The sequence below is a fragment of the Candidatus Pristimantibacillus lignocellulolyticus genome, assembly GCA_023639215.1.
GTDB classification, from domain to species: domain Bacteria; phylum Bacillota; class Bacilli; order Paenibacillales; family Paenibacillaceae; genus Pristimantibacillus; species Pristimantibacillus lignocellulolyticus.
On the sequence record CP097899.1, the window covers coordinates 5,199,766 to 5,226,291 of the forward strand.

The window sequence follows — 26,526 nt, forward strand, 5'->3', positions numbered from 1 at the left end:
TAAAAAGTATTTCGTATAAATAGTTCGGGGTTTTCGTTTGCTGGGAAACTTTTTTCCCATTCGCTTTACCCTACCTTACATCATTAACTCACATTCTGTTCCCAGTCTTTGGAACGCTCTAAGCACCACATATCATAATAGTGACCTTTGGCATCCATTAGTTGCTCATGAGTTCCCTGTTCAACAATACGTCCTTGCTTCAAGACGATAATCTCATCCATATCGGTAATATCAGCAAGGCGATGCGTTATCCATAATACAGCGTGTGTGACCATCATCTCTCGCATATTGTCATGGAACGCTTTCTGAGTTAGCCGATCTAATCCAGTAGCAGGCTCATCAAGTAAGATGGCATTGCTTTGACGGATTATTGCTCTAGCTAAAGCTAATCTCTGTCTTTGTCCACCTGATAGTTTCGCACCATACTCACCTATCATCGTGTTATACCCACTCGGCAAACTCATAATGAATGAATCGATCTCAGCAATTTGTGCAGCTACTCTAAGCTGCTCTAGTGTAGCTGCTTGATTACCAAGCCGTAGATTTTCTGCTACTGTCGCATTAAATAGTTGTACTTGCTGAGACACAACTGCATATTGAGAACGTACTTGTTCCTCGCTACATTGGTCATAATTCATTCCATTAATACTAATCTCACCATTAGTAATCGGGCTCAATTTCAGTATTGCATGAAGTAGAGTACTCTTTCCTGCTCCGCTTTCACCAACTACGGCCATTTTCCTCCCTTTTTTTAATGTTAGATTAATACCTTCAAGAGCAATATGGTTTCTATTTTCATAGCTGAATTGTACATTACTTAGATCACATTGCCAGTTATTCGTTTGCTCTTTTGAGGAGAGTGAATCAAGATTATTATCAACTGCCTTCAAAGATAGCTGTTCAGTAGTGATAAACCGTTTTACTATATCATTTGTATTTTCATTAGGGACAAAAGACTGCTTATTAACAATTCCTTGTTCACTCACAGTAGATGGTTGTTCTTGATCATCAGCTAATACAAATAAACGATTAGCAGCTGTAGCTATACCAGAACTCATCTGAAATGCTTGTGGCAGGGGAGCCGCTGCTTCAAAACTTGCTAACGTAATTAGTAAAATTGCTGGTAACATATAAGGTGCAATACTTCCATCAACGATAAGCGGAATACTAATAATGAGCATCACCCACATTGATAGCTGCGTAATTGCAGTCATCAATCCATTATTTAATGATGTATTGCGGTGCTCTTGTAATTGTAAATGATTAAGTTGATCTTGTACCTTCGTAATTTGTTGCTGTGAAGAAGTAAATGTACCAAACTGCTGGATAGTGGCCATCCCACGCAATAAATCTAGTGCATGCTCATATAGACCAATTCGAGCATTAACAAGTTGTACACCACGTTGCTTACCATTGCGATATCCGATATAGGGAATGACAACTCCTGCTATGACAAGCATAATTAGTGAAACAATTGCAAGCTTTATATGCACGGTGCTTAGGAAACCAACAGTAAGTACGACAGTTAATGCATATACAACTGGCGGCGAAAACAGCCTCAAGTAGAAATTTTGCAATTGTTCGATGTCGCTAATGACACTGCCAAGTACATCTCCGCCACGTTTGTGCTGAAACAACGTAATACCTTTCGGCTCGAGTCGTTCATACAACCATATTCTTAGTCGGTGTAATACTTTGAAAGTGACATTGTGAGAAGCTAGTCGTTCAAGATAACGAAATACACTTCGGGATATACCAAAGAAACGAACGCCAACGATCGGAACATAGATCATCAGTATATTTTCAGGCTGCAATGCTGCTTTCGCAATGAGGTAACCTGAAGTTCCCATTAACCCAATATTAGCGGCAATTGTAGCAAATGATAACAACACAGCACATAACGCTAACCATTTATATTGCGCTAAAAATGTCATTAAATTACGTGTTGCCTTCCATATACTACGGAAGCTGAACGCTTCTTCATTGTCCTGTGCATGTTTCGTTTGCTTAGTTTTCGTCCAATTTACGGACTCATAAGGGGCAGTTGATGTAACGACTTTTTGTGCTCGGTCAGTAGTAGAACTTTCTATTCGTAATTCACTCTTCGCACTAGTCGAAGTAACTTTAGGTGTATCATGTCCGTTTGTAGCATCTTCATGTCCTTTGCTTGCTGTAATCATCTGTGCAAACAATCCATCCTTAGCTAATACATGGGCTGGAGAACCACTTTCAGCAACTTCGCCATCTTTTAATACGAGAATGTAATCTGATGAAGTAATACTTTCAAGCTGATGAGCAACGATAACTGCGCTTCTACCTTGTATCCATTGCTTAAGGTTGTTATGGACTAACTGCTCATGAAACACATCAAGTCCATTCGTCGCTTCATCCAATAATATTAACTTTGCATCGTGACGCAATAATGCTCTAGCAATCGCTAATCGTTGGATTTGTCCACCAGATAATTGAATGGCATCACCTAGCTTGGTATTCAACCCTTGAGGCAATTGACTGACAAATCGATCAGCACCTGCTTGTTCGAGAATATTCCTCACTTGTTCATCCGTCACATGTTCTAACCCTAATAATATATTCTCTCTAATTGTACCGTGGAATAAGTGAACCTTCTGCGAAACAGTCGATAGTTGCTTCCGCCAATGACCTATGGATAGTTCTGCTAGATCTACACCATCGATTAGAATTTTGCCACTAGTTGGCTTAATGAACCCTTGAAGCAAATCAAGAATAGTGCTTTTGCCTGCACCGGTTGCCCCAACTATAGCAAGTTGTTGACCTGGTTCTACCGTAAAAGAAACATCATGTAACGCAGGTGTTTCGTAGCCTTCATAGTGTACCGTTACATGTTGAAATTGGATACGGTAACCGTTGGCTTGAACTGAAGCTGGTTTCAAACCATCTTCCTTCTCCACATAACCTGAAGGCTTTGCATCCAATATATTAAAAATACGAGTCGCAGCAGATGCTCCATTCATACCAGAATGGAACTGCGTACCTAACGCACGAATCGGCGCATAGAACTCTGGTGTTAACAGTAGAATTAGAAACGCATCATAAAACTCCATTTGTCCTTTTACCAGTCGCAAACCGAGAAATACCGCAATAACTGCTGTACTTATCGTGGCAAACAACTCCATCACAAAGGCAGACAAAAAGGCTAGTTTCAGAGTAGCCATCGTAGATTTGCGATGCTCTTCACTAATTTTACCGATAATTTGTAGCTGTGCTTTGGAGCGATTGAATATTTTCAACGTCTCCATACCACGTAATATCTCTTGGAAATGCCCACCTAATCTACCTAATAACTTATATTGACGATCTGTACGTGACTTCGTAAATTTGCCGATTAAGATCATAAACAAAATAAGCAATGGCAAAGTGATCGCATAGACAAGAGCTGATAAGCCGTCCTGACCAACTACTAGCACAAAAATTGCAAAAGGCACAAACATAGATAGTACAATTTGCGGAACATACTTGGCTAAGTAGTTTTCAAGTTGCTCAACTCCTTCATATAATGTAGAAACTAGTTCACCGCTACGTTCCTCTTTACTATACTCGGGTCCTAAGTCTCCTAGCTTCTTAACTAGACGAAGTCTAAGCTCACTCTTTATCCCTTGCGCAAGTTTTGAAGCCGTATAGTCACTAACCATATGAAGTAGTGCACGAATGATAATAACAGCTAGTAGCAGAGCTAGCATTAGCTTTACTTCTGCTAGCCCCAATCCTTCCAGAAATACATCATCCACAATATTTGCTACATAATAAGCCTCAGCAATTAAGATAAGACCACCCAAACAGCCAAAAATAACACTGATAACAAATAATTTCCGGCTATTGTGTACCTGCTGAAACAGCCTTTTCATCATATGAATCATCCTCAAACTTTTCATTAACTTCCTGGTACTACTTCTTGAGATGAAAAATACTTCGGAAGCTTACGCTCAAACTTTTCATTGACTTCCTGATATTACTTCTCGAAATGAAAAGTACTTCGGAAGCATACACTCAAACTTCTCATTAGCTTCCTAGTAATCTAAATGATCTTTTACTGTCACACGTTTACGGAATATCCAGTAGTTCCAAGTCTGATAAGCAATAACAATCGGCACCATCGTTAAGGCAACAACTGTCATAACTTTCAGTGTGTAAGCATTGGATGAAGTGTTATATATCGTTAATGACCACTCAGGATTAAGAGAAGAGATCATTACATTTGGATATAGGCACATAAACACTGTAACTGTAGACAGAACAATAGTTGCTCCCGTCATAATAAATGCCCAGCCATTCCAACCTGCTTTCAAGAAGAAATGAACTGATAATAATGCGAACCCAGCTAAGATCGGTACTGAACCTGGGTTAATACCTTGACCTGTAAACATATCTGTCTCGAAATAACTCAGAACAACGAATAGCAATAGAACAGCACTCGTCCATTTACCAATTTTCAGTGCAAATTGTTCTGCTCTTTGCTTAATTACATCAGTTGTTTTCAAGCTTAGGAATAATGCACCATGCAATAGGAATAACAATACAATTGCAACGCCTGCTAATACGGAATATACAGAAATGAGATCCCAGAAAGATCCTATATAGTTCTGATTCTCATCAATTGCAATGCCACGCATTAGATTTGCAAGAGCTACTCCCCACAATAATGGCGGTAATAAGCTACCAAAGAATAATATCCAATCCCATGTATTACGCCACTTCTGACTTTCTAATTTACTACGGAATTCAAAGGCAACACCTCTACCAATTAAAGCAATTAGCATTAGGAAAAGCGCCATATAGAATCCACTGAACAACGACGCATACCAGTTAGGAAATGCTGCAAACATAGCACCACCCGCAGTAATTAACCAAACTTCATTACCGTCCCAGAACGGTCCAATCGTATTAATAATGACACGACGCTCTATGTCAGTTTTACCTAGAAATCTAGCTAACATCCCCACACCAAAATCGAATCCTTCAAGGAAGAAGAAACCAACGAATAGTGTCGCTATTAAGCCAAACCATAACGGTTCTAGCATATCTATAACCTCCTAAAACTTTTTATTGCTTGCTAAAACTTTTCGAATAAACTATTAATCATCTTTGTAGAGAAAAGTAGCTTCGAAAGCAGTAACTAATCTTTTTTCACCAAAGATTTAGATCGCTGGAATATGATCTCCCTTATCAGTTGGTTCACTATGCACTTCATGGTGATCATCTGTTTCAATGCCTTTTTTCGTGAAATGAACGACTAGATAGATGAATGCAGCAGCAAGAATGCCATACACGACTGTAAACCCAATCAAACTTGTAGCAACCATTCCAGGAGTTACAAGAGGAGATACTCCATCCTCCGTTTTTTGTAAGCCAAACACAATCCAAGGCTGACGCCCAACTTCAGTCATAATCCATCCAGCAGAGTTTGCGATGAATGGCAGAGCTATAGCCGGAATCATAAATTTCAAGAAAGTTGGAACCTTTTCAAGTTTATGTCGTAACATAAACCATGTCCCAATAATACCGAGTAAGATCATTAGCATTCCTGCACCGACCATAATGCGGAAGCTCCAATACGTTGTTTTAACTGGTGGAATATAATTCCCTTCACCATATTGCTCCACATATTGATCTTGTAGCTCAAGCATCCCTGTTACGCTACCATAAATACTGTTGAACGACAGTATACTTAGTGCATAAGGAATTTCAATATTAAAGCTATTTTCTTGCTTATCTGTGTCAATACCAGCAATAACAGACCAAGGCGCACTTTCTTCACTCGTATGCCATAACGCTTCTGATGCTGCCATTTTCATTGGTTGAGTAGTCATAAGATGTTGAGCTTGAGAATGTCCTGCAGTTGCTGTAAGTATACTAGCGATCAATGCAACAACAATACCAAGTGAGAATGATGTTTTGAACATTTCAACTTGCTGTTTGCGAATGATTTTGTAGGCTGAAATACCTGCCATGAAAAATGCTCCTGTAGCAAAAGCACCATAGATAACATGCGGGAACTCTACCCAAAGCTGAGGATTACCTAGCAATGCGAAGAAATCTGTCATCTCTGCTCGACCATTTACAATTTCATATCCGACTGGCTCTTGCATAAATGAGTTCGCGCTCAATATCCAAAGTGCCGACAATGTTGCAGCAATTGCTACTAACCATATACACGCCAAGTGAATCTTTTTCGGAAGTCTATCCCAACCGAATATCCATATACCAAGGAATGTCGATTCTAAGAAGAATGATACTAGCGCTTCAACTGCAAGCGGTCCACCAAATACCGCTCCTACGAAGCGAGAATAATCTGCCCAGTTCATTCCAAACTGGAACTCTTGCATAATTCCTGTAACAACACCAACTGCAAAATTCAGTAAAAACATTTTCCCCCAAAACTTAGTAAGATACTTGTACTTATCATCATTTTTAATGACATACATGGTCTGCATAAATGCCATCAAATAGGCAAGACCAACGGATAGTGGTACAAACAAGAAGTGATATACAGTTGTAATCCCAAACTGCCATCTTGACAAATCTAACGTATCCACATTTATCTCCCCTTTCTTCGATTCCCAGTATACTGCTGATTTTCATGTATTTATGTGATATTTTTCACACTATTTCTCATATTTTCAATTAGAATTACTACAATTTCACAAAAGCGTCATATTCCACATATTTTCTTATTAAAGAATATATTGTTAGATATTTTCCTTGATTCACTTTTTCGTTCAACAAAAAAGTGATATCTTAGAAGTAGAGTATTACTACTTTTAAGATATCACTTTCATTACGCTCTATCACTTCGCCTTAGTAAGGTACCCTAATAGAAACCAGCTAACAAATTAACCCCTTACTCTTTGTTGCCTTCTATCATCTGTGTTATTAATTGCTGATAGGCTAGTTCATCCATATATCTAGTAATTGAACTAAGTGCCTGAGCTAAATCATTCGGTATCATTCGATTTGCTCGATAATAGCCAGCTATTTCATGACTCGTTAAGTATTCAATGAGTACAGTCCCTTTTGCTTCTCCCGCTTCATGACGTAATAATTCAATATGCCTCACTCCCATAAGCTGTAACTTACTCATCGCAAATGAATTTAAATGCCAAGGAGCTACATCAATAAACTTCCCCTTTGTCGGATCAAAAAATCTAATCCCTTTCGTCTCACCCTTATATCTCAAAAAACCTACTATAATCGTTTGAGCATGAATCTTTTGCAATAATGCTTGCTCCATCCCATTTTGCATGTGATGATCCAAAGGATTAATATGCTGTTTATTTATATTAGGAGGAGTAGAAGCATTCATCTTGTTGCCAATTCTACTATTCGTATGCTTATCGCTGCCCGAATCTCTATATCTGTAGCTCACTCTACTTGCCACCTTTTTACTCATTTTCAATTTTGTATATGCATATCATCTTATCTTATGCAATATTTCATATTATGACAAGTCCTCAATATATATATATTTCCTACAAAGGAGTGATTAATTATGAAGCGCGATAAACAACGTTATATTCGTAGTTCATTTTGGTTAGATGTGACACTAGAGTTACTAGTATATATCCCGAGATTAGTTATAGGATTTTTCAAATGGTTGTTCTAATTAGTTATATTAACTACGCATAATCAACTTCGCTCTTATGGTCATACACTATATGACTATAAAAATTAGACTTACGCTGAAGTTGAATATCTCTAGAGGATTTGCTTCTACGTGAAAAGTTTAGGGAGGCGAATAACTATGCCAAGTTATCGTATTATTATTGATCTTTCTGATCGAATGCTGTACTTGTTAGATCAAAATATAGTGGTCAGAGGATTTCCGGTAGGAATCGGGAAAATGTTAACTCAAACTCCAGAAGGAATGTACACAATTATTAACAAGCAACCTAATCCAGGAGGTCCATTCGGTGCTTTTTGGATGGGCTTATCTAGACCTCATTATGGTATCCATGGAACAAATGACCCTTCATCAATTGGACATGAGGTTTCTCATGGTTGTATAAGAATGTACAATGCAGATGTCATCCAATTAGCACAACTTGTACCTATTGGAACCAGTGTTACGATTAGACAATAGTAGAATAAGAGTACTCCATTAAGCAAACAACCTTCTATTTTTTTATAAGTTACAAACTTTTTTTAATTGAATAAATTCTCTCATATGCTATTATATGTAATAGTGTTTATTTACAGTAAAGGATGTGTCTTCCGTTTATCTCTGCAAATAATCGAGAAGTCACACAACATTTTGAGGAGGGTATTCATTGAAAAAGAAAGTCATTTCAGCGCTTCTAGCTACTTCTTTAATCGTAGTCTCAGCTAGTGCGGGTGCATTTGCTGCATCAAACCTTGAATCGATCAAGGCGTATCTTAACTTAGGTGTTAAGTTCACAGTTGGAGGTAAAAACTGGACACCTACAGATAGTAACGGTAAGAAGATTTACCCTATTACTTATAACAACACAACTTATCTACCTATTCGTTCAGCAGGTGATGCGCTTGGTGTAGATATTGTATGGGATTCTCCTAACAATACGATTCGACTGGGTGAGGGTTCTAGCTCTGGTTCAGGTTCTAATTCCGGTTCAAATTCTGGGTCTAACTCTGGGTCTGGCAGTACGACATCTGCTGGATCAGCTGGCTTCGCTCAAGACAATCCAGCCCCATTGAACTCGGTTGTAAGTTTCCAAAAGGATGAATATGATTATTCATATACTGCTGATTTGCACGTATCTGAAGTGCTTAGAGGCGAGGCAGCATTGAAAAAAATATCTGCAGCAAATAGTTTCAATCCAGTTCCAGCTGCAGGATCAGAATTTATTCTATTCAAAGTGAACTTTAAACTAACAGGTATTACAGGTGCCAATGAACACTATCTTTCTGAGTATGACTTTGATCTAGTATCTGGAGACGAGATATACGAACAACAATCTATCGTTGAACCTGAACCATCACTTGGTGGAACACTTACAAAAGGTAAGTCTATGTCAGGTTGGGTTGCCTTCTTAATTGAAAAAGGTGATAATCCTGTATTAGTATACGATATGGATTATTATGGCGAAGACGGAATTTGGTTTAAGCTTAAGTAATCATTTTATTTCCTTATCATTTTAAGAAAGAAAAAAGCACGCTCAAATTAAATTGAGCGTGCTTTTTCAATATTGTCTAATTTATTCTGATGGTACATCCGCCACAAGTTTAATATAGACATCTTCTGTTCTCTGAACAGCAATTGCCTCTGTCGTATCGATTCCTTCAATCGACCAAAGCTTAGTTCCTGAATTAAAGGCATTAGAAGAATTATCCGACTCTTCGTAGTTTTCACTAGTTAAGCGAGTAATAATTTCACCAATCTCACTATCGATCTCTACCACTTCATCCTCGGTTACTCTATATACTTGATTGTTCCATCTCACTAGTAGATATGGAAAATCAGCAAACCTCTTTACTTCTATTACTTCACTACTCTGTTCGGGTACTGGAATGGGGTCGGGGTTAAATGATGGAATATTATTCTTATACAATGAGGGAGCAGACATTATTTCCGCTTTAAATTTCGAATTGCTTATTGTATTATTTCCGCTCGAGCAAGCACTAAGTAATAAGATAGACAAGATTACTAATAATTGTTTCATGTAAATTCACCTCGTCTATTTAAACGGAAACTGACTTGAGTTTGTTTTAAAAATCCAAAATAAAGAAGCTTCCCTAATATTGCTAAAGGAAAGCTTCTCGTTAAATCAATTGGTTCAATTAACTTCATTCTGTAAGGCTAATACCATATGAAATTATTACTCAGAGAAAAGTTTCTTTTCATTGAGTACTTGCTCAGTTGCAATATTGTTAAACGCGCCATCTTTAAGTACGTAGATACTATCATCTTCATTAATAGGTCTAAATGTACCGTCATTGGATTGACGTAAAAATAGTAGAACTTCTTGTTTCTCTTCCAAATGAGTGGATGAATCGGAATAAACATCAACTTTACCATCTGTCCCGCCCATTTGTGACACAGTAATATTATCACCAACAATCTCAGAACCTTTAATTACTTCTGAAACTTCAATATTCACAAGTGTGTTGTAATTACTATAATTCCCTTTTGCCGCCTGGTTCCCTAATGTATCAGTTACAGTCCCTCTAATGACTAGATCAGCTGCTTTTGTTAGCGCAGCTTCATCCTCATAATACACAGCCCACGAAGGTTCCAGATGGATTACTATATCCTCAGATGATAGTTCAAGATTCACTCGATTCTCTGCTAGCTTAGATAGAGGGTATAAGTTATTAACTACTGTCTTGTCTGAGGTAGATGGTGAGAGTGCTCTTGCAAGAGTACCGTTATCATTAAATGTGTACGGATGCATAATAGAAGACGTCTCAACAACAGATGTATGTTCTAAACCCAATGAATGACCTATTTCATGACCAGTCACCCCTGCAATAATACTACTCGTATATTTACTTTGAGAAGTATAATGTGTATTTAAGTTTAATATAGCTTTTGAGATTATTCCATTATTTACTGTAAACGTGCAAAGTCCATCCCAATCAACATCAGATTTGTTTACATCTAGTGAATAATAAGTAGAATTCAAACCTGAAGCAACCGATATATTATAAGTTGTGTTGTTTTTCCATTTTGCTGCTCCATTACTCCAATGAGTTTGTGATGCGGTAGTTACAGCATACATAGTCTGTGTTCTACTTGACCATTTGCCAAATGTAGTAACTGTTGCAGACACTGGTGAACTGGTCACTAATAGTGTAAGTCCTAGTAACACAGAAATTGAACCAGTTACTATCTTCTTCTTTCTGCTTTTAATGTAGCTCATTACATCACCCTTCCAATTTTAATATGTTCACCCATAATTAATTCTCCACAAACATCCAAAAACCTCTTATTTATTCTAATATTTTACAATTATTTTTCATATTAATTTATATGAATTTAATTACTCTTTGCTCTTAACATAGAAAAATAGTCTGAACTTACTGAATCAAGTGCTGAATAACCAGCCACAGCTCCACTAGCACTTCTAACTTAACTTTGTTAACGTTTTTATAATAACTACAATTTTTAATGTTTTTCTACTATTTAAAAAGCAGATGATTTTGTTTTTCATATACAACATATTTAAGTAATTCCCCTCTACCAATTTTAGCAGAGGAGAATGTTCACTCTATTTACTAGCTCGAAGTGCAATTGCAACAGCACGCCAACCCTCTAGCGTCATTTGCGGATTACTTATTTTATTTTTAATAAACTCAGCACCAAACTCACTAATAAACCATTTCGGCGCATCTAAGCAAGCTATTTTCTTTTCTAATAATCGAATGGTGTTTGTTTGTGCTATCACTAGCTGCTTTAATGAATCTAATTCTTTACGTTCTGACTCAGTCATTTCTTTATCATCTCCCATTACTACATCCAATCTAAATTTATCCATGTTCATAACAGGACAAGCTTTCCATGTATATCCAGGGTATTGACTATGTCCTAATACGCTTGTTGCATTCGGCAATTGTGATTGTAACCATCTAACAAGCTCTAGTACTGATTTATATTGAGCATCTGTTGGCTTCTGAGTCCTAAAATCTCCAACCATACAAATACCTAGTGCATGCTTGTTACTATTTCCTACGTGGTAACTAATAATAGAATGATCTAAACATTGATTAATCGTGCCATCTTTATCAATGACATACGTATAAGCAATACCTGGCCATCCATTAGTATTAACGTGGTAAGTGGCAAATGCTTGTGCAGATCCGCTCAGCGTCAAGGAATGATGAATAGCCAATGAGCGAATATCACTGACTTTACGGGTATTATACTTCTTGCTTTTGTGAACGGGTAACTTGCCTCTTAGATCAACGATTTGCATCGGCATCACTTGAATCTATTGAAGTTATGTTGCCACCGCGATCAGCTGCACGTTGGATCTTTTTGTCCATTTCACTGCCTACCCATTTAAGCAATGTTTCCAAAGCTGCAAGAGGAAGCCAATCTCCCCAGCCTGCTCGAATTGCATTAGCTACCATGGAGTTAATCACATGATATAGCAGTCCTGCTACTAAAACTCCGAACAAGATGCCTGGCAAGTTAAATAGTAAATCTAGCAAATGTCCTCCTGCAGGTAGTAAGAGCATAAAAAAAGTACGGAATACTCCATCTATCCCGTATTTACTTAAATAACTTTTGTCTTTCTTAGCAGCTCTAGAACCAGTGATCCAATCCATGCCGATAAAAAATGCTAATGCAATCACTGCAATCATCACTGCCTCACCTGCTCCATACATAAATTCAAATACTGGAATGGCTATCGCACCAACAGCTCCCCAAAACGCTGTTTCTTTATTCATCACTTTCCCTCATTCCTAATTTTCGACAATAAAAAAAGACCTGTGAGGGTCTATTCGGTTGCAGTATCTGCATCTAGTAAAGCTTGTGTGTCTGCTTGCCAGTATAGAAGTACATCTTTGATTGTAAAGCTTCCATCTCGCTTAATACGTGCATAGTAGATTTTAGCCATTATGCAAGACCTCCCTCTACAGCACTAGCAAGTAAAATTAGAGCGTCCTGCAAGTCTGCAATCTGTTGCTATAGCTGTGCAACTTTAGTTTCTTCTTGATTAGAGGGTTCTCTATTAGCAAGAATTTCATTAATATGAGCTTGAGCAGATTCCTCAATTGTATCTCTAGGAAAAGGAATGAAAGTATCTTGCACAATCCAATCCACCCCTGAATCCATAATTACGTATCCATTAACTTCCAATCTATATGTTAACGTCATAACATAGCCTCCTCTTATTTGAATCTCTGCCAACTTGAGCCGTTACCGTAGTAAGATTCTAAGTTGCTTACAATAGTTGTACCGTTGTGGAACACAATATCGTCAAACCCTGTTTCAAGTAAACTAAGAGCGCTGGTAATCTCTTTGTCTGGAGACATTAACTCTGTATAATATTTTCCAATCGTGTTGCTTGATCTAACTATTATTGCAGTACCTGCTGGGAAGCTTTTTGGCGTTAATCTAAACCTTAATACGTTCCTGTTAGCCGCACTATCTCCAGAACTATAACCCGCACCAATAACGTATATAGAGTTGTTGTGATAAGCAAGTCCGGCAAAGTGAAAGAAACTAGTTGTCGTACTATGACTATAGACTGTTAGCTTCAATGTCACTAGGTCAAGGGCTGTAATACAATAACTATTTGGGCCAGCCAACCCAGCAGAGTACAACACATTACCTAGTTGAACTGTTTGTTTAATATTTGTATAGGAATTACCGCTAATACCAGGGATGAAAGTTATAGTAGTCCAGGTGTTAGTTGCTATAGTGTACACACAAGTAAAGTTTGAGTTACCTTCCTGAACGTATATCTTACCACCATAATATCCAGCAGAAACTCCTCGCATACTGGCCGGCATACCATACAGCTGTGACCACGTGTTAGTTGGAATATCATAACAAATAGCGGTAGCAGAAAAGTGACCTGCAAAGTAATACAGTTTTGTTCCTACAGCTACACAACCCGGGTATTCCAAAGCTGTAGGAGCATCAGCAAGTTTAGTCCAAGTATTATTTGCTGGATTATAAGAATACATTCTAGTATTGGAGGATCCACCTCTCGATCCCCCATAAAGGTACGCAATGTTATTAACAACAAGACATGATGAGGACACGGCAGGCAACGGATTATTAGCAACTGCGTTTGTGTCCCAAGTGTTTGTTTGAGTATTATATCTTGGTGTAGCTATATTTAATGCGCCTCCAAAGTTACAGTCAAACAGGTATATATAGTTTCCTATGGTACCAATAGCAGCTCCAAGAAAGTTACTTGTGGTCAAGGCAGGTATTTGAGCCATAAGAGCTGTTTCAAATTGATTAGCATTCCAAACGTTATTATCTGTAACTACACTTGTGATAGGGTCATTATTGAACATAATTAATCCTCTGAAACGCTTTCTCCCAGTGTCTGGCCAACCCGTTAATTGGTTGTATACATTTAACATGCCACCACCACCTCCTCCGCTACTTAAGTAAAAATTTGCGCCGTCATACACAAATGAATGTATCTTTCCGCCTTCACCAGAAAATCTCGTAGAGTCGTCAATATACAAGGATTTTGCTCCAAGATTGTTCACGTTCAGAGTAGGGTTAGTGCCTGTTGCTACGTGTAGTTTTACTTTGACTTCCATCCCTGCATATAATGCAGAAGGTGCAGGCGTAAGTGTCAATACTAGTGCCGTAGCAGTACCTGTTGTCACTCCGTATCGAGTTCGAGAGTCTATATCACTCAGATTTGCTTTCGCATTCCAAGCAGTCTTTTCAGCATCAGTCACAAATCTATTACTTGCGTCTTGCGTAATAATCGATGCTGGATGATTTGCTGGATGAACATAATTATTCGCCCCAACAGCAATCCCATCTAGCTTGCTCTTATCTGCTGCAACCATCAAACCAGCTGCACTAGTCGTTGCTGCTGCTGTAGATGCTTTAGCATTCCAAGTTGTTCGCTCTGTTGCTGTGATATGCTTGACTTCATCAGCTACGTGACTATCGAACTCGGTTTTAGTAGCTTGTTTGGCGTTATCAACACTACTAAGCCCCACATCAGTTTTAGCTAAGGTAACAGCACCAGTTCTACCTGAAACAGATGTCACTGCATTAACTTGGGCTCCAGCTTGAATCCCATCTAGTTTTGTTTTATCAGTAATAGACATACGACCCGCTTGACTAGTTGAAGCTATCTTTGCAACTTCTGTGTCGATCGTATCAGCATTACTATTCAAATCGTCAATGTTCACCGCATCTGCAATTTCTGGCTTTTTTAATTTAAGATTAGTTGTTAATTGCATTGATTAACCCCCTTCATATGTTCTTAATTGGCCCCAAGTCATCTGACCTGCATTAGCCCACGTCATGTCTTTCAACTTATCCCAAGTCGTATATGAATAATCAAAACTAAATGATAGATGTGCAGGCTTCATTTGTTCTAGCATCGCAATAAAACCTGCCATATTTGCAGGGATGCCAAGCATACCTATGAACCTAACCACAAAACGAGATTCGCTCTGATACTCTACAATCTCTACGTCTCCTCCAGAAAAGGCTATCGCAGCAGAAATAATCATTTGTTTGGTTACGGTACCGTGTCCACGAATTTTTGCCATGAGTATTTCACGACGCCAAGAATCGGACATAGACGGATCAGTTGTTAAGCCAAATTCCCGCTCCCAATATTCAAGCCCCCATGTGGCAGTAGTTAAAAATGCTTGAGTATTCAACTCCGCTAAAGCAGACTGAGATATTCCCAATTCTTCTCCTACTGTACTTTGTAACTCTACCATATCTCGAATGTCTCTCCAATAATATGGTAAATAGTCCATCAAGTTTTTGGGCAAAGTCTCTGATTGAGAATCAGGATCTTTATTATCTCCAAACGAGATCGCACCGTACATAGACTCTCCGTAAGACATTATAAATCACCTCTTAATTGGCCCCAAGTTATGGGTCCCTTTGACAGCACTTCATCTGTATAGGCAAGTACTCTAGCATTTCCCCACGATGTTGCATTTTGCTCTGCCTGATAATGTCTAATGGTCATGGTAGATTTATCAAGAACTAGTGCGTTGACCTTTCCTCCACTAGCATCCGTATAGGCATTCAATACTAGCATATCTTGATAAGTACCACCGGTAGCCCCCGTCATACCATTTAATGAAGTAAAAACAAACTCAACAGATCCTTTTGCCGTATCAATTGGTTTACGATCTCGATCATCAGTCCTTTGTAGTAGTGAATGTTCGTGCGCTGCAGGTGAAAACGTGGTTGGCTTACCACTAACCCCCGCCCATGGGATAGAATCTGCAGTTTCAGACTGGTCAACCTTGCCGTTATTGTTCGAATCGTAAACACTTTTAAGCATATCGCCTCCGCCGAGTCCGCTAATTTGCTTTTGAATAGCTTGCGCAGTTCTTAACGGAGTCATATATTTGACGTTTGAGGTTCCACCTTCAGCTTCTACTTGTGTTGAAATATCATAGTTATTAACGTTAGGCAATCCGATTTGTGTTTTGGTCACGGCATGCGGGTTATCTGTGCGATTGGCATGAGCATCTACTTTTATTTGTGATCCCGAGATAGTTTCTTTCTCATTCCACGCTTTTCGCTCAGCAGCTGTAATGTGTTTTACCTCATCATTCGCATGTGTTGTTAGACTAGTTTGAACCACTGTTGCTTTTGCCTGTGATCCTTCTGTCGTCTCTTTCGCATTCCATGTTGTTCGCTCAGCAGCTGTAATGTGTTTTACCGCATCATTCGCATGTGTTGTAAGACTTATTTGAACTGCTGTTGCTTTTGCCTGTGATCCTTCCGTCGTCTCTTTCGCATTCCACGCTGTTCGCTCAGCAGCTGTAATGTGTTTTACTGCATCATTGGAATGTGTTGTTAGACTAGTTTGAACTGCTGTTACTTTTGCCTGTGATCCTTCTATCGTCTCTTTTGCATTCCATGTTGCTTTTTCTGCATCTGTCACGAAACGGTTACCTTCGTCTTGAACAATAATTGTAGGCGGGTGAGTTGAAGGATGTATATAGTTGTTAGCGCCGAATGAAATACCAGCCAACTTTGCTTTTTCAGCTGTACTATAATCCTCCGTAGATAACGACTTCCCTGCAATCTTTTCTACTTTACTAGATAGTTGTAATGTGATCGTAGCAGCAAAATTAGGATCATTGTTTAATGCCTCTGCTATTTCCACTAAAGTGTCGAGAGCCTCAGGTGCTGAACCAATAATATTCTTTATCCGCTCGTCCGTTTCGGTTTTCGTATATGTGATATCTTTATCTGCCTTTAAGAGCAATGCATTCGATAAACTAGCTTCTGACTCTAGTATTACATCTTGAATATAATTAATATCGTCCGCATCTACTTGATCTCCAGGGGTCTGATAAGTTACGTAAACTTTTGGTACTTCAGCATAAACTCTTATACTCCGACGCCAAGGTGCATTCGATGGGATTGACACGACGAAGTTTGTGATTTCGTCCCCTGTAAAATTTGATCCTGTGTAAACTTTAACAGTACTATTACCAATATTGTCGTGAGTCAATAAACCTTCAAATTTTCCATCCACCAAAATTACAGACTCTTCAATAGTGTAGTTGCTTCCATCAGGACGTTTGTTTAATTTTGCTTTGAAACTTATACCACCCATTAGCTACACCTCCAAGAGTAAGCTATTAAGCTTTGGCACTTCCTCTTCATTCAATGCCATATTCATATTATTCCCATTTAGCATCAAGCTCGAGTAATCAATTACTCCTGGAACATTTAACAACAGCAATCCAATCTGGGCAATACTTACATAATTTGTTGTAAAAGATATACTCCGAAAGAAGTCATTTAATTTTTGAGTTGCTGCATCTGTAACTGCTTGAAGTGTATACCCTGTGGCTAGTTTAATTTCTGAGCTTACCGTAATAGGTTTTGCACTAGCTGAAACTACTGTTACGTTAGCACCGATAGGACGAACAATTTCAATGTAAGTTGCTGTTTCTGTTACTAGTAAAGTACTTGCAGGTTCTTTATTACTATCCACAATAACTACTTTGACAGTTCCATTCCCATTCCAGAGTGGATATACTTTCACTCCGCCAACTCCTGCTACTTTTAATGCCCACTCTTGGTAATCAGCAGCATTCCCTCCACTCGAAGGATTACGCACTCGATGCAAATAACGCTCTCGAAGTACTTCATCACTCTCTACGTTTTCACCTAATACAAGAATGTCTACTAGTTCCGCCTTTACTAAGCCAACGATATAATCGATAGGGATGATAGAACCAAAATATTGATTACCGACTACACCATCTACTTCACATTCTAAAATATATTCACCAGTAGTCAGTTTCTCTCGAACGACATAAGTTAATTCTCCATCACTATATCTACTGCCAATAGGGACATCCATCAATACATTATTAGAAGAATGAAATATCCCCTTACGCTGAGCTGTAGTTGCAGGTTGTCTTGAGATACCAAAATCACGTGTCCGCAATTCTAGATACTCTCCACTCGAAGTACTAGCAAATACAAGCCTTAGATATACATCTAAATCAATATACATCTGGGCAAGTTCAGCTGCTGCTGGAGCACAAGCATCATAGATAACGCTACCTTCACGCTTATCTATTGTTTGGGCTACTCTAGCAAGCATACGATCCAAAATATAATCAAAGGTCATATGTTCATACATTGCTTGTAACCTCTCCTTCAAAACTTCCATATATCGAAGTAACCGTGAATTGAATGTTCATCAGATCACTTGAAATACTTGTCTCTACATTTTTTACTGCTGTAATGCGATCGTCAATCAATAAAGCTTCTTCTATCATTCGCTTTACTTCTGACGTAACAAATTGTGGCGGATTACCTATAATGAGCTTTAATTCATGACCATAATCAAAGCTGTAAATATCGTACCAAAATCGATCAGTTTGTAACGACTTCAATACTGCTTGTTTTACCGCATCAAGTCCATCCGTTTTACCCGTAATCTTTCCTCTATCTAGATCAAGCTTCCAGGTTAAAGACGGCTGCTGTAGCTGTACTAATCCGCTATCTAATCGACTTGCTCCAACTTCAGGTATCATGTGCTCACCACTCGATCTAAAATAATATACTGTTGACCACCTTGAACGCGTAATAAAAGTAACTTATTGCCTAGCTTTAATCCTTCACGAACGATATAGCTCGTACCACCGAGAACTAATCTATTCTCAGTTAATGATTCAGGAACTACTAAAAAATCCGCAGGAAGTGTAAAACGTTGATCTACGTTTACTTCAAGCGGATTTATATCGGTTACTACTCCGAACATAATCGTAACGGGATTGCTAGCAGCTATTGCTGCCATAGCTGCTTGTTTCACTGTACTTAATAAATCGGTCAATTATACCACCCTCAAATCTAGCGACATCGTATGATCTGCCCCATCAAAATTATGAGAACATTCATCAACGAGCAAGGCTTGATCTACCCCGTATTCAGATATTATTATTCTAACTCTCATGCCTGCTCGAATTCTAATATCTCCGATTGCATTTACTTTTAATGATTTGGTCTCTCGATTATGAATGGTAGACAGTGAATCCAGCAATTCAGTAATTTGTGCTTCATTGGAATCTTCATCAATACTTTGATACAACTGTAACAATCCCCAACGTTTAATATTTACACTGTCTTTAGACAAGTAAATATCGCGTTTACCTGTATCTTTATTATCCTTATATAACTTGATTTGGTTGTATGTCTGGCTATCAATCGAAGTTTGGACATTGTAATCATACATCAAGCTACGATCACCAATAATTAGATCAAGTTGGTCATCATCTACATTTCGTAAACATAAGGAACCAAAGTCATCATATAGACAGTAATCTCGACCTGTATTGGAAAACGTAAGGGTGATTGCTTTACATATAATATCTAATAGTTTTTGGCCGTCTTCACTCATGACAGGAATTTTGTATAATGTATCTGCTACAGTACCGAGCTTAAGATTGAAGTCTGTAGCAATTCGTTTCAATACATCTGTTGCGGTTATACCTTTAAACACATAAGTGTCAGTATTCATGAGATATCGGATTTGATCATATGCTGTTATCTTCACACTTTCGTCTCTACCCTCATCGATACTAAAAATATAACCATAAAAAATTTTATTATTGTCTACGGCTACGGCAACCCCATCGCCGTTTCTATACATAAAATCTTTAGATTGATATATAGCTCCTTTTACTAAAGTGAAACTGACTGTCCCAGCTGTTCCTATTCGGGTAGTTTTCCATGAAAGACCTTCAACAATATTACTCACGTCCCACTTATTACCCTCTCGATTATGGATCTCTATTGTTAAACTCATGGTAACTTCAGCACCTTTCCTATAGGTAGCCTTTTTAACTCTGAATCTTTAATGTTATTTAATGTCTGGATTTCCTTCCACCGAGTACCGTTCCCTAATTTCTTTTTAGCTACAGACCAAAGAGAATCTCCTGCGATCATTGTATATGTTTTATCTTGTTGTTTATCATTAGGTCTACTATCCGTTGATGTAGCTCCAACTTTTCCACCATCGCTAGTCGTTTCTGTACTGACTTTCTTTGCACCATAAAAAATATACTTCATAAGCTTAATCGAATACTCAATATCCCCACCACCGCCAGCTGCTTCTTCCCATTGAAAAGATTCGATGCTTACGGCGGTATTAATATCATACGTACTACTACTGAAAATGAAGCGTACAGGTCGTTTTGAAGCCATCCATTTTTCAATGAGTTTAATATACTCTACTGGTTGAAGAGGGTCATAACGCTTAGCATCTTGGTTAAGAATCAATTTTTTCAAATTAATCTTTAGAAGATTGTTTGATTCCATACCTAAGTGTAGTTGTTTATTTTTCTCTACATCTAACCGATGACGTTTAAATGTCGCTTCCTCTGTTTTAAGAAACTCATCTTCACTGACGAAAGGGTACCATTGAGCAGGAAAAAGACCGCTAAAGCTATACTCTGTTAGCTTGCGGTTTTTAATGACATTAATTTCACCAAGTCCAGATACATCGTAAGTTTTCCCTTGACCAGACTCAGAGATTTCAATTGATGCTGGATTAATGGGAAATAGCATGACTTCTTCCATATTATTAAAACTTAATTGTACGCCATATACTCTCAATTCTAATCACCTCTTATCCATATACAGCATTTGCAGAAGATGCAATGTCTTGCTCTAGCTTTTGAGTTATTTTTGATACAATCGTATTTATATCACTTTCATTACGCACATGCGTATCACCGAAGCTCACTGATGGAGTTAAAGTAACATAGTTTTGAATGTTTTTCATTTCAGCTAGTTCTCGCATCATTTTCAAATCTTCACTACTAATATCAACCGTGTCATTGATTTTTCCAACTTCACCGACTTCGCCGACACTATTAATGTCACCCATACTTCCATTTCCACCTACACTTTCAGGAATAGAATTAGAGCCTGGTACCTCATATGTCATTTCGGTCTTTTCTTTGGCCTTTTGCTCTTCCGCACGCTTGTTAGCTCTACCATCTAACATATCTACGACTTTTTGTTCTCGCTCGGCTGCTTTATCTGCAGCATCACTTTCCATCTGTGAAATTACCGTTTGACCAGCCTGACGAATGGCTGCTGCCTCTGCTGCAGCATTGGCTGTAAGATTCACATGACTAAGTACATCTAACGAAACTCCAGGGATCAATTTCAATTTACCAATTAGTAAGTTAACACCGTCTATTACCCCATTAACTAATTGCTCCAAGATACCCAAAGCGCCAACTTTCATATCTAATAGCGCATTTAATATTCCAAAACCCATTTTAACAAAGAAGATAGGTACTTGATCAAAGAAATTAAGAACACTATTCCAGGCTCTCATCATCCCAGCAGCAAAATTATCATTAGTATTCCAAAGGTCTACTAACCATACTATTAAGGCAACGATAAGAGAAATAATTAGAATAATTACATTTGCCTTCATTGCTGCGCTTAATGTCCTCCACGCAGCAGCTAAACCATAAGTTACAATAGTTGCAGCAGTATTAAAAATTGTTTGAATCATTGTTGCTATTGTCGCAGCGACTATTCCTGCCTTTGTCAAAGTGGTGATAAGTAACAGTCCAGCCATAGCAGCTCCTACTCCCCAAATTATGGGCTCAATCACTATCCAATTAGTTGCAACAAATTCATAAAGACTTGCAAGCATAGATAACAATCCAAGTGCTGCCCTTGCCGCTCCCGAAAATGCTAAACTCATATTTTGCATGAAAGTATCAACTTCACCACTATTTAGTTTTTCACTTATTTGCTCTATGACTCCACCAAATGATTGTAACGCTGAATTTTTTAATTGCGTAAAAATATCCGCGAATGTATTTGGCAAAGTATCAAATTTTTGATTTATTTCATCAGCCGCGGAAAACATAGCCCCCTTAATTATGTCAGAGGTTAATAATCCTTCTGCTGACATAGCCATTAATTGTTCGGTAGATTTACCAGTAAAATTAGAAATCGCAGCTGCAATCATAGGTGCTTCTCTTGCAATAGAACTAAAATCGCCACCTTGAATCTTACCAGAAGACATCGCTTGAATAATTTGGGACATACCAGCTTGTTGATCCTTCGCTCCAGAACCCCCAAGTCTAAATGATTTCTGGACTAACTCTGTAAACGCAATAAGTTCATCATTATTACTAAAAGCATCAGGTGCTATAGATCCCATTCTTCCAATTACTGATGCAGTATCCATATAGCTAGTCCTAGAACGTTCAGCAGAGGCAAATATTTTATCTTGTAACTCCTTAGTCGTTTGAGACTTATCATTAATCTGGTTTATTCTAGCTAAAGTATTTACATAGTCATCACTAACTTTAATTGCTACTTGAATGTCTTTCATAGATAGTTTTCCAGAGATAAAGTTCTTTAATTTACTTACCCAACCTGAAGCTGCAGATCCACCTGCTTTAACACTCTGATTAACTTTCGTTTGTAAATCTAATATTTTCTTTTCTAATATTGCTATACGTGTTAAAGAAGCAGCCAAAGCAGCTGAATTACTAATATTTGCAATTTGTTTTTGTGCTTTTGATGTATTTAATGTCATAGTTAAAGGTGTTTCTACTATACGTTTCATTCGTTCCATGGTGTTAATAATACTATTCATTTGAACAGTAATTTTTTGAAGTGGCTTGGATAGCTGATCTACTATTTTTAAAGTTGCTGATACTGTAGCTATATTAATCACAACCCTTATTTAACAAAAACCATTCTCTATTATGAGAATGGTTTTTATATAATCAATTCCGAAAACTACTTATTTCCGTTTCATTCTAGCTGATTCTTTCTTTTCTTTTTCAATTCGTTCATCAATTGCCGCCATAACAAAAGCCCTCTCTTCTCGTGAAAGGGCTAAAAATTCACTTGGCCATTTTCTGAATTTATGGAGGGCATAGTAAGCATAGTTTGCTTCCGAATCGCCCTCCCTTATTAGTTTTTTGATTCTTCTACTAATTCTTCCATGTCCACATCAAAACCACTCAACTCTTGAATTTTAGCTGCTAGAGTTGTCACTTCACCTGAAAGTAGCACTCTCTGAACATAATCATCAGCTGTCGCACAACCAAGTTTTTTAATACTGTCAGCATGTTTGAAATCAGGAGTAATCGTATGATTAATAACCATTTTAATATTAAATTTCTGCGCATCAAACTCAACTTTTCGTCCTTTTTTAACCATAGTACAAGCCTTACGAATTTCATCAAATTCTTTGTTAGTCATTGCTTTAATCTTAAATGGCATTAAATTGCCCTTCTTATCTTTAAAACGAGGAGAGATGGTCACCTCTTCAACTAAATTATCAACTGGATTGGCATTCAAAAAATCTTGTAAACTCATATTTTATTACCTCCAAAGGATATTTGATTAAAAGAAAAGGGCGCCAAATTAGGCACCCGAAATTACTGAAAATTGATCATCAATATCATAGTCGCTAAATGTGAACGGAAGTTCCTCTTCTAGCATATCATCGCTAGATGCATCAAAACGTGCAGCAATAACACTATCAAGATTGCATTTTTTCAAGAAGGTTACTTGCTTGCCAGTTTCACTTCCAGGTTGTTCATTGACAATCATTAATTCAAACCAGAAATCACGGCCTGTTTGAATATAAGTACGCATTAGCTGACGGAACACTGAAGTTACATAGTACACAGTTAATGTACCTGATCCACTCCAACCTGCTGCACGTTGAGGGGTATTTGTCCTACCTAATACTGGCACATCCACTTTATTCTTTTCAATCGTTGCTTCAAGTGCCTTTGCATAGAACAATTCTTCAACTCTACCATCGATAATCGCATAAGCTTTGGCCTGCTTACCACTTAATGCATCTGTTTCCTTAAAAAATGTCATACTAGACCACCTCCACTGTCATATAGATTTTTTCGATACTATCTACCGGTTGAACACTCAGTTCAACAACAACAGCATCAACATCTGAACCTGCAGATACAGATACATCTGTCTGACTATCAAAGTTTTGAATAGCACCCAAACCTTGAAGTGTAACAAGGTACGATACAATCTCACCTTTTAATAAAGCTCTACCGTCTGCATTATTACTAACTTTTCCAATGTAAAACTGTTCGAAAATTCGTTTCACATCATTACCAATAGCATCCAAAATTCGCATTACGCGGTTTTTACTAAATGCTTTACTACGATCTGCTGTAAAATTACTAAGTGTATTAATATCCTGCTCAATAACTGCAGTACCATTAAGGGCCGTTACAACTAATTGACCATTTTTCAGCGCATTAATGGTTTCGCTATTCGTTAAACGCGGGAATGCATCAACAGCATTTGGAATTGCGCTATACGTAAGAGATTCATTAATATTAGCCGAAGCCTGCATTGCAGCAATCTCCCATACTAGATCTGAAGGTGACACTTGTAGTCCATCTGCTGTAATAATGCCGTTATGCAAACTAATAATTCCTTCATAGTTAGCAGTAGGTTGATTAATCAATACGGCTTGGATTTTTTTACCTTCTTCTTCGCGCTGACGTTTTACGTATGCAATTGCGATTTGCTTACTTGAAGTATCATCTAGCGATACTCCTAATACATTAAATTGGTATGCCTCAAATGCTGTAAGCGCAGCGGAGAAGTCAGCTCCACTAGAAGTACCGTCTGTACCCCCTGTTAGAGAAATCCCTGCTGTAGCAGTGATTTCACCATTACCTGACCATACAATGTAATTATTGTCTGCTAACTCTTCAACTGTAGCAACAGTTTGTCTATCCAGTTCATCACTTTCAAGAAGCGTAATAATATCGTAATGAGTTGGTTCATCAATGTTAGCTTGAACTACAACTTTTAGATCATTACCTCGTACTCCACCCCACTTAGCAGTTGCAGTCAAATTACCTTCAGTAGCAGTTGCTTTTCCAGCACCTGTACCACCCAAACGATAAAGCAATACTGTACTTGCCTGACTTACAGCAGAAGCAATATGACGAATACGTGCATCTGTTGCTTTGAATCCGATAAGCTCAACTGCCTTCTCTACAAATTCGGTTGACTCTAATACGATGACTTTTGTCGGATCTCCCCAAGGCAATGATACTGGATATGCTGCAATTCCTCGATCTCCTAGATTACCAAGAGGTTGCGGTTTTGCTTTGAATTTAATATAAACGCCCGGTCTTACTTTATTTTGAACTTCCCATTTTCCACCAGCCACTTACTTCACTCTCCTTTTTAGATACGATTGAATAGCCTTTTCCGCTTCTGCAATCGTGTAATGCTTACCATCTTCAAAAACACTTGCAAGTATGTCCTTCTCTTGCCCAGGACGTTGTCTAGAACTCAAAAATTGCGTTTTAGTAAATAACGCATCCTTGTCTTTATCACTCATAAAACATATTCCTCCTGCTCAAGTCTTTGCATTTTAGTGTCATGTGGTTGTTGATCATAACCGAGCATGCTGAACGTTACAAAAAAGTGCAGGACCTCATCTACAATTTGAAAACTCATTCCTTGTCCCAAATACTGAGCTTCAGCTACTTTAATCCATTTCAATGCTGTTGTTAATTTCTCGCCCATTTCATACAATTCATCGCTAGAAGGATCAGACCCAGCATAACGAATAACAAATGGAAGAATTCTTCTGTATCTTCGTCCAAGCTCTTGAGTTAATGTAGGTTCCAACAATCGCACATAAAAATAAGGTGAGTCGATAACTTCTCTGATTTCCTCGCTAGTTACTGGTATATCAGGAAATGCTAATTCAAGTGCATCATTGGCTGCGTAACGTACATCATTAATAGTGACTTGCATAATCTCACCCCAAAAACCCTTTTACACATCGTTTCATTTTCTTCTCTAAAATAGTTGGTATTTGTTGCTCCAACTCTTTTAATGAGATAGTCATCATAAACTTGCCTTCTTTCCAACCTCGACCGTTAGCTAATCGTTGTCCATATTCTACAAAGGACGAACTTTCATTAACGTTAAACACTTGAATGGCAGCACCATTAGATGTAAAAATCACATTGCCAATCGTCCAGCCTCTACGTACATCTTCCTGATCTGTGGGTGTACGACCTATTGACTTATCTAATAGTCTTTTAGCAAGTTCCTGTACACATTCTTCTAAAAAACCTGGTACCGCTTTTTCCATTGCTTTAAGATTGTCACGATACTTTTCGAATTCACGAAAATCGAAGTTTCCCAATTTCGTCATTACGCCCAATCCTTTGTAGTCAAAATAATCATTTGATGAATATTGCCAATTCGTCTTTTTTCATGTCCATCCCTCCGTTCATCTACTCATTTATCCCGATAACTTCTAGGGCATCCTGTTCTTTAACGTCTTCAGTACTGAAAAG

26 protein-coding genes are annotated in these 26,526 nt (G+C 38.1%); 2 read left to right on the forward strand and 24 right to left on the reverse strand.

From position 1 onward, the window contains the following. Window positions 1–83: 83 nt before the first annotated feature. The 4 genes from cydD to NAG76_22870 all read right to left on the reverse strand — a co-directional run bounded on the left by cydD (window position 84) and on the right by NAG76_22870 (window position 7,402). Window positions 84–3,884, reverse strand: coding sequence for a thiol reductant ABC exporter subunit CydD (gene cydD, locus NAG76_22855; protein ID URN94620.1), 3,801 nt, complete (start codon window positions 3,882–3,884; stop codon window positions 84–86). 162 nt (window positions 3,885–4,046) lie between these two features. After that, window positions 4,047–5,057 (reverse strand): cytochrome d ubiquinol oxidase subunit II, encoded by a 1,011-nt coding sequence (gene cydB, locus NAG76_22860; protein URN94621.1) that lies wholly within the window; start codon window positions 5,055–5,057, stop codon window positions 4,047–4,049. A gap of 117 nt (window positions 5,058–5,174) precedes the next feature. Then, window positions 5,175–6,572, reverse strand: coding sequence for a cytochrome ubiquinol oxidase subunit I (locus NAG76_22865; protein URN94622.1), 1,398 nt, complete (start codon window positions 6,570–6,572; stop codon window positions 5,175–5,177). A gap of 305 nt (window positions 6,573–6,877) precedes the next feature. After that, the gene (locus NAG76_22870) at window positions 6,878–7,402 is read right to left on the reverse strand and encodes a hypothetical protein (GenBank protein URN94623.1); all 525 of its coding nucleotides are present in this window, start codon (window positions 7,400–7,402) and stop codon (window positions 6,878–6,880) included. Between the two features lie 375 nt (window positions 7,403–7,777). Here NAG76_22870 and NAG76_22875 point away from each other — a divergent pair, with 375 nt between their 5' ends. Together NAG76_22875 and NAG76_22880 are read left to right on the forward strand one after the other, a co-directional pair. After that, entirely contained in the window at window positions 7,778–8,116 is a 339-nt protein-coding gene (locus NAG76_22875; GenBank protein URN94624.1) for a L,D-transpeptidase, read from the forward strand. Window positions 8,117–8,303: 187 nt separating this feature from the next. Further along, window positions 8,304–9,128, forward strand: a complete 825-nt coding sequence (locus tag NAG76_22880; GenBank protein URN94625.1) for a DUF4352 domain-containing protein — start codon at window positions 8,304–8,306, stop codon at window positions 9,126–9,128. An 81-nt stretch (window positions 9,129–9,209) separates the two neighbouring features. Here NAG76_22880 and NAG76_22885 read toward each other — a convergent pair whose 3' ends face one another. From NAG76_22885 to NAG76_22980, 20 genes are all read right to left on the reverse strand, one after another. Next, entirely contained in the window at window positions 9,210–9,674 is a 465-nt protein-coding gene (locus NAG76_22885) for a hypothetical protein (protein ID URN94626.1), read from the reverse strand. 156 nt (window positions 9,675–9,830) lie between these two features. Next, window positions 9,831–10,874: a matrixin family metalloprotease gene (locus NAG76_22890; GenBank protein URN94627.1), complete on the reverse strand. Its 1,044-nt coding sequence runs from the start codon at window positions 10,872–10,874 to the stop codon at window positions 9,831–9,833. A gap of 348 nt (window positions 10,875–11,222) precedes the next feature. Continuing rightward, on the reverse strand, window positions 11,223–11,927 hold the full coding sequence (locus tag NAG76_22895; GenBank protein ID URN94628.1) for a peptidoglycan recognition protein family protein: 705 nt from the start codon (window positions 11,925–11,927) through the stop codon (window positions 11,223–11,225). Next, window positions 11,914–12,405 carry a phage holin family protein gene (locus NAG76_22900; GenBank protein URN94629.1) on the reverse strand — a complete coding sequence of 164 codons (492 nt, stop codon included), beginning with the start codon at window positions 12,403–12,405 and terminating at the stop codon, window positions 11,914–11,916. The genes NAG76_22895 and NAG76_22900 overlap by 14 nt, the downstream gene beginning before the upstream one ends. 238 nt (window positions 12,406–12,643) lie before the next feature. After that, the gene (locus tag NAG76_22905) at window positions 12,644–12,835 is read right to left on the reverse strand and encodes a hypothetical protein (GenBank protein ID URN94630.1); all 192 of its coding nucleotides are present in this window, start codon (window positions 12,833–12,835) and stop codon (window positions 12,644–12,646) included. Window positions 12,836–12,849: 14 nt separating this feature from the next. After that, window positions 12,850–14,904, reverse strand: coding sequence for a hypothetical protein (locus NAG76_22910; GenBank protein URN94631.1), 2,055 nt, complete (start codon window positions 14,902–14,904; stop codon window positions 12,850–12,852). Window positions 14,905–14,907: 3 nt separating this feature from the next. After that, complete coding sequence (locus tag NAG76_22915) at window positions 14,908–15,525, reverse strand: YmfQ family protein (GenBank protein ID URN94632.1); 618 nt, start codon at window positions 15,523–15,525, stop codon at window positions 14,908–14,910. Next, window positions 15,525–17,264, reverse strand: a complete 1,740-nt coding sequence (locus NAG76_22920) for a hypothetical protein (GenBank protein URN94633.1) — start codon at window positions 17,262–17,264, stop codon at window positions 15,525–15,527. The genes NAG76_22915 and NAG76_22920 overlap by 1 nt, the downstream gene beginning before the upstream one ends. A 3-nt stretch (window positions 17,265–17,267) precedes the next feature. After that, on the reverse strand, window positions 17,268–18,305 hold the full coding sequence (locus tag NAG76_22925; GenBank protein URN94634.1) for a baseplate J/gp47 family protein: 1,038 nt from the start codon (window positions 18,303–18,305) through the stop codon (window positions 17,268–17,270). Then, window positions 18,298–18,702: a DUF2634 domain-containing protein gene (locus NAG76_22930; protein URN94635.1), complete on the reverse strand. Its 405-nt coding sequence runs from the start codon at window positions 18,700–18,702 to the stop codon at window positions 18,298–18,300. The genes NAG76_22925 and NAG76_22930 overlap by 8 nt, the downstream gene beginning before the upstream one ends. Continuing rightward, entirely contained in the window at window positions 18,699–19,001 is a 303-nt protein-coding gene (locus tag NAG76_22935) for a DUF2577 domain-containing protein (protein URN94636.1), read from the reverse strand. The genes NAG76_22930 and NAG76_22935 overlap by 4 nt, the downstream gene beginning before the upstream one ends. Then, window positions 19,002–19,973 (reverse strand): hypothetical protein, encoded by a 972-nt coding sequence (locus tag NAG76_22940; protein URN94637.1) that lies wholly within the window; start codon window positions 19,971–19,973, stop codon window positions 19,002–19,004. It lies immediately after the preceding gene. Next, window positions 19,970–20,782 carry a LysM peptidoglycan-binding domain-containing protein gene (locus tag NAG76_22945; protein ID URN94638.1) on the reverse strand — a complete coding sequence of 271 codons (813 nt, stop codon included), beginning with the start codon at window positions 20,780–20,782 and terminating at the stop codon, window positions 19,970–19,972. Before NAG76_22945 ends, NAG76_22940 begins: the two co-directional genes overlap by 4 nt. Window positions 20,783–20,795: 13 nt before the next feature. Beyond that, window positions 20,796–22,880, reverse strand: a complete 2,085-nt coding sequence (locus NAG76_22950) for a tape measure protein (GenBank protein ID URN94639.1) — start codon at window positions 22,878–22,880, stop codon at window positions 20,796–20,798. 242 nt (window positions 22,881–23,122) lie between these two features. Then, on the reverse strand, window positions 23,123–23,530 hold the full coding sequence (locus NAG76_22955) for an XkdN-like protein (GenBank protein ID URN94640.1): 408 nt from the start codon (window positions 23,528–23,530) through the stop codon (window positions 23,123–23,125). 48 nt (window positions 23,531–23,578) lie between these two features. Beyond that, a complete protein-coding gene (locus NAG76_22960; protein URN94641.1) occupies window positions 23,579–24,046 on the reverse strand; it encodes a phage tail tube protein in 468 nt (155 codons plus the stop codon). Window position 24,047: 1 nt separating this feature from the next. Then, window positions 24,048–25,379 carry a phage tail sheath family protein gene (locus NAG76_22965; protein URN94642.1) on the reverse strand — a complete coding sequence of 444 codons (1,332 nt, stop codon included), beginning with the start codon at window positions 25,377–25,379 and terminating at the stop codon, window positions 24,048–24,050. Then, the gene (locus NAG76_22970; protein ID URN94643.1) at window positions 25,380–25,553 is read right to left on the reverse strand and encodes a hypothetical protein; all 174 of its coding nucleotides are present in this window, start codon (window positions 25,551–25,553) and stop codon (window positions 25,380–25,382) included. It abuts the gene before it with no gap. After that, entirely contained in the window at window positions 25,550–25,975 is a 426-nt protein-coding gene (locus NAG76_22975; GenBank protein ID URN94644.1) for a hypothetical protein, read from the reverse strand. Before NAG76_22975 ends, NAG76_22970 begins: the two co-directional genes overlap by 4 nt. Before the next feature lie 4 nt (window positions 25,976–25,979). Continuing rightward, complete coding sequence (locus NAG76_22980) at window positions 25,980–26,381, reverse strand: HK97 gp10 family phage protein (protein ID URN94645.1); 402 nt, start codon at window positions 26,379–26,381, stop codon at window positions 25,980–25,982. Between the last annotated feature and the right edge of the window lie 145 nt (window positions 26,382–26,526).

Excerpts from the sequence above, each read along its gene's own strand:
- NAG76_22970 (URN94643.1), bottom strand. The coding sequence starts at position 25,553 with ATGAGTGATAAAGACAAGGATGCGTTATTTACTAAAACGCAATTTTTG.
- NAG76_22905 (URN94630.1), bottom strand. The coding sequence starts at position 12,835 with ATGACGTTAACATATAGATTGGAAGTTAATGGATACGTAATTATGGAT.
- NAG76_22900 (URN94629.1), bottom strand. The coding sequence starts at position 12,405 with ATGAATAAAGAAACAGCGTTTTGGGGAGCTGTTGGTGCGATAGCCATT.
- NAG76_22975 (URN94644.1), bottom strand. The coding sequence starts at position 25,975 with ATGCAAGTCACTATTAATGATGTACGTTACGCAGCCAATGATGCACTT.
- NAG76_22910 (URN94631.1), bottom strand. The coding sequence starts at position 14,904 with ATGCAATTAACAACTAATCTTAAATTAAAAAAGCCAGAAATTGCAGAT.
- NAG76_22940 (URN94637.1), bottom strand. The coding sequence starts at position 19,973 with ATGAGTTTAACAATAGAGATCCATAATCGAGAGGGTAATAAGTGGGAC.
- NAG76_22955 (URN94640.1), bottom strand. The coding sequence starts at position 23,530 with ATGAGTTTACAAGATTTTTTGAATGCCAATCCAGTTGATAATTTAGTT.
- NAG76_22875 (URN94624.1), top strand. The coding sequence starts at position 7,778 with ATGCCAAGTTATCGTATTATTATTGATCTTTCTGATCGAATGCTGTAC.
- NAG76_22920 (URN94633.1), bottom strand. The coding sequence starts at position 17,264 with ATGGGTGGTATAAGTTTCAAAGCAAAATTAAACAAACGTCCTGATGGA.
- NAG76_22890 (URN94627.1), bottom strand. The coding sequence starts at position 10,874 with ATGAGCTACATTAAAAGCAGAAAGAAGAAGATAGTAACTGGTTCAATT.
- NAG76_22980 (URN94645.1), bottom strand. The coding sequence starts at position 26,381 with ATGACGAAATTGGGAAACTTCGATTTTCGTGAATTCGAAAAGTATCGT.
- NAG76_22895 (URN94628.1), bottom strand. The coding sequence starts at position 11,927 with ATGCAAATCGTTGATCTAAGAGGCAAGTTACCCGTTCACAAAAGCAAG.
- NAG76_22930 (URN94635.1), bottom strand. The coding sequence starts at position 18,702 with ATGATACCTGAAGTTGGAGCAAGTCGATTAGATAGCGGATTAGTACAG.
- NAG76_22885 (URN94626.1), bottom strand. The coding sequence starts at position 9,674 with ATGAAACAATTATTAGTAATCTTGTCTATCTTATTACTTAGTGCTTGC.
- NAG76_22915 (URN94632.1), bottom strand. The coding sequence starts at position 15,525 with ATGTCTTACGGAGAGTCTATGTACGGTGCGATCTCGTTTGGAGATAAT.
- NAG76_22925 (URN94634.1), bottom strand. The coding sequence starts at position 18,305 with ATGTATGAACATATGACCTTTGATTATATTTTGGATCGTATGCTTGCT.
- NAG76_22960 (URN94641.1), bottom strand. The coding sequence starts at position 24,046 with ATGACATTTTTTAAGGAAACAGATGCATTAAGTGGTAAGCAGGCCAAA.
- cydD (URN94620.1), bottom strand. The coding sequence starts at position 3,884 with ATGAAAAGGCTGTTTCAGCAGGTACACAATAGCCGGAAATTATTTGTT.
- cydB (URN94621.1), bottom strand. The coding sequence starts at position 5,057 with ATGCTAGAACCGTTATGGTTTGGCTTAATAGCGACACTATTCGTTGGT.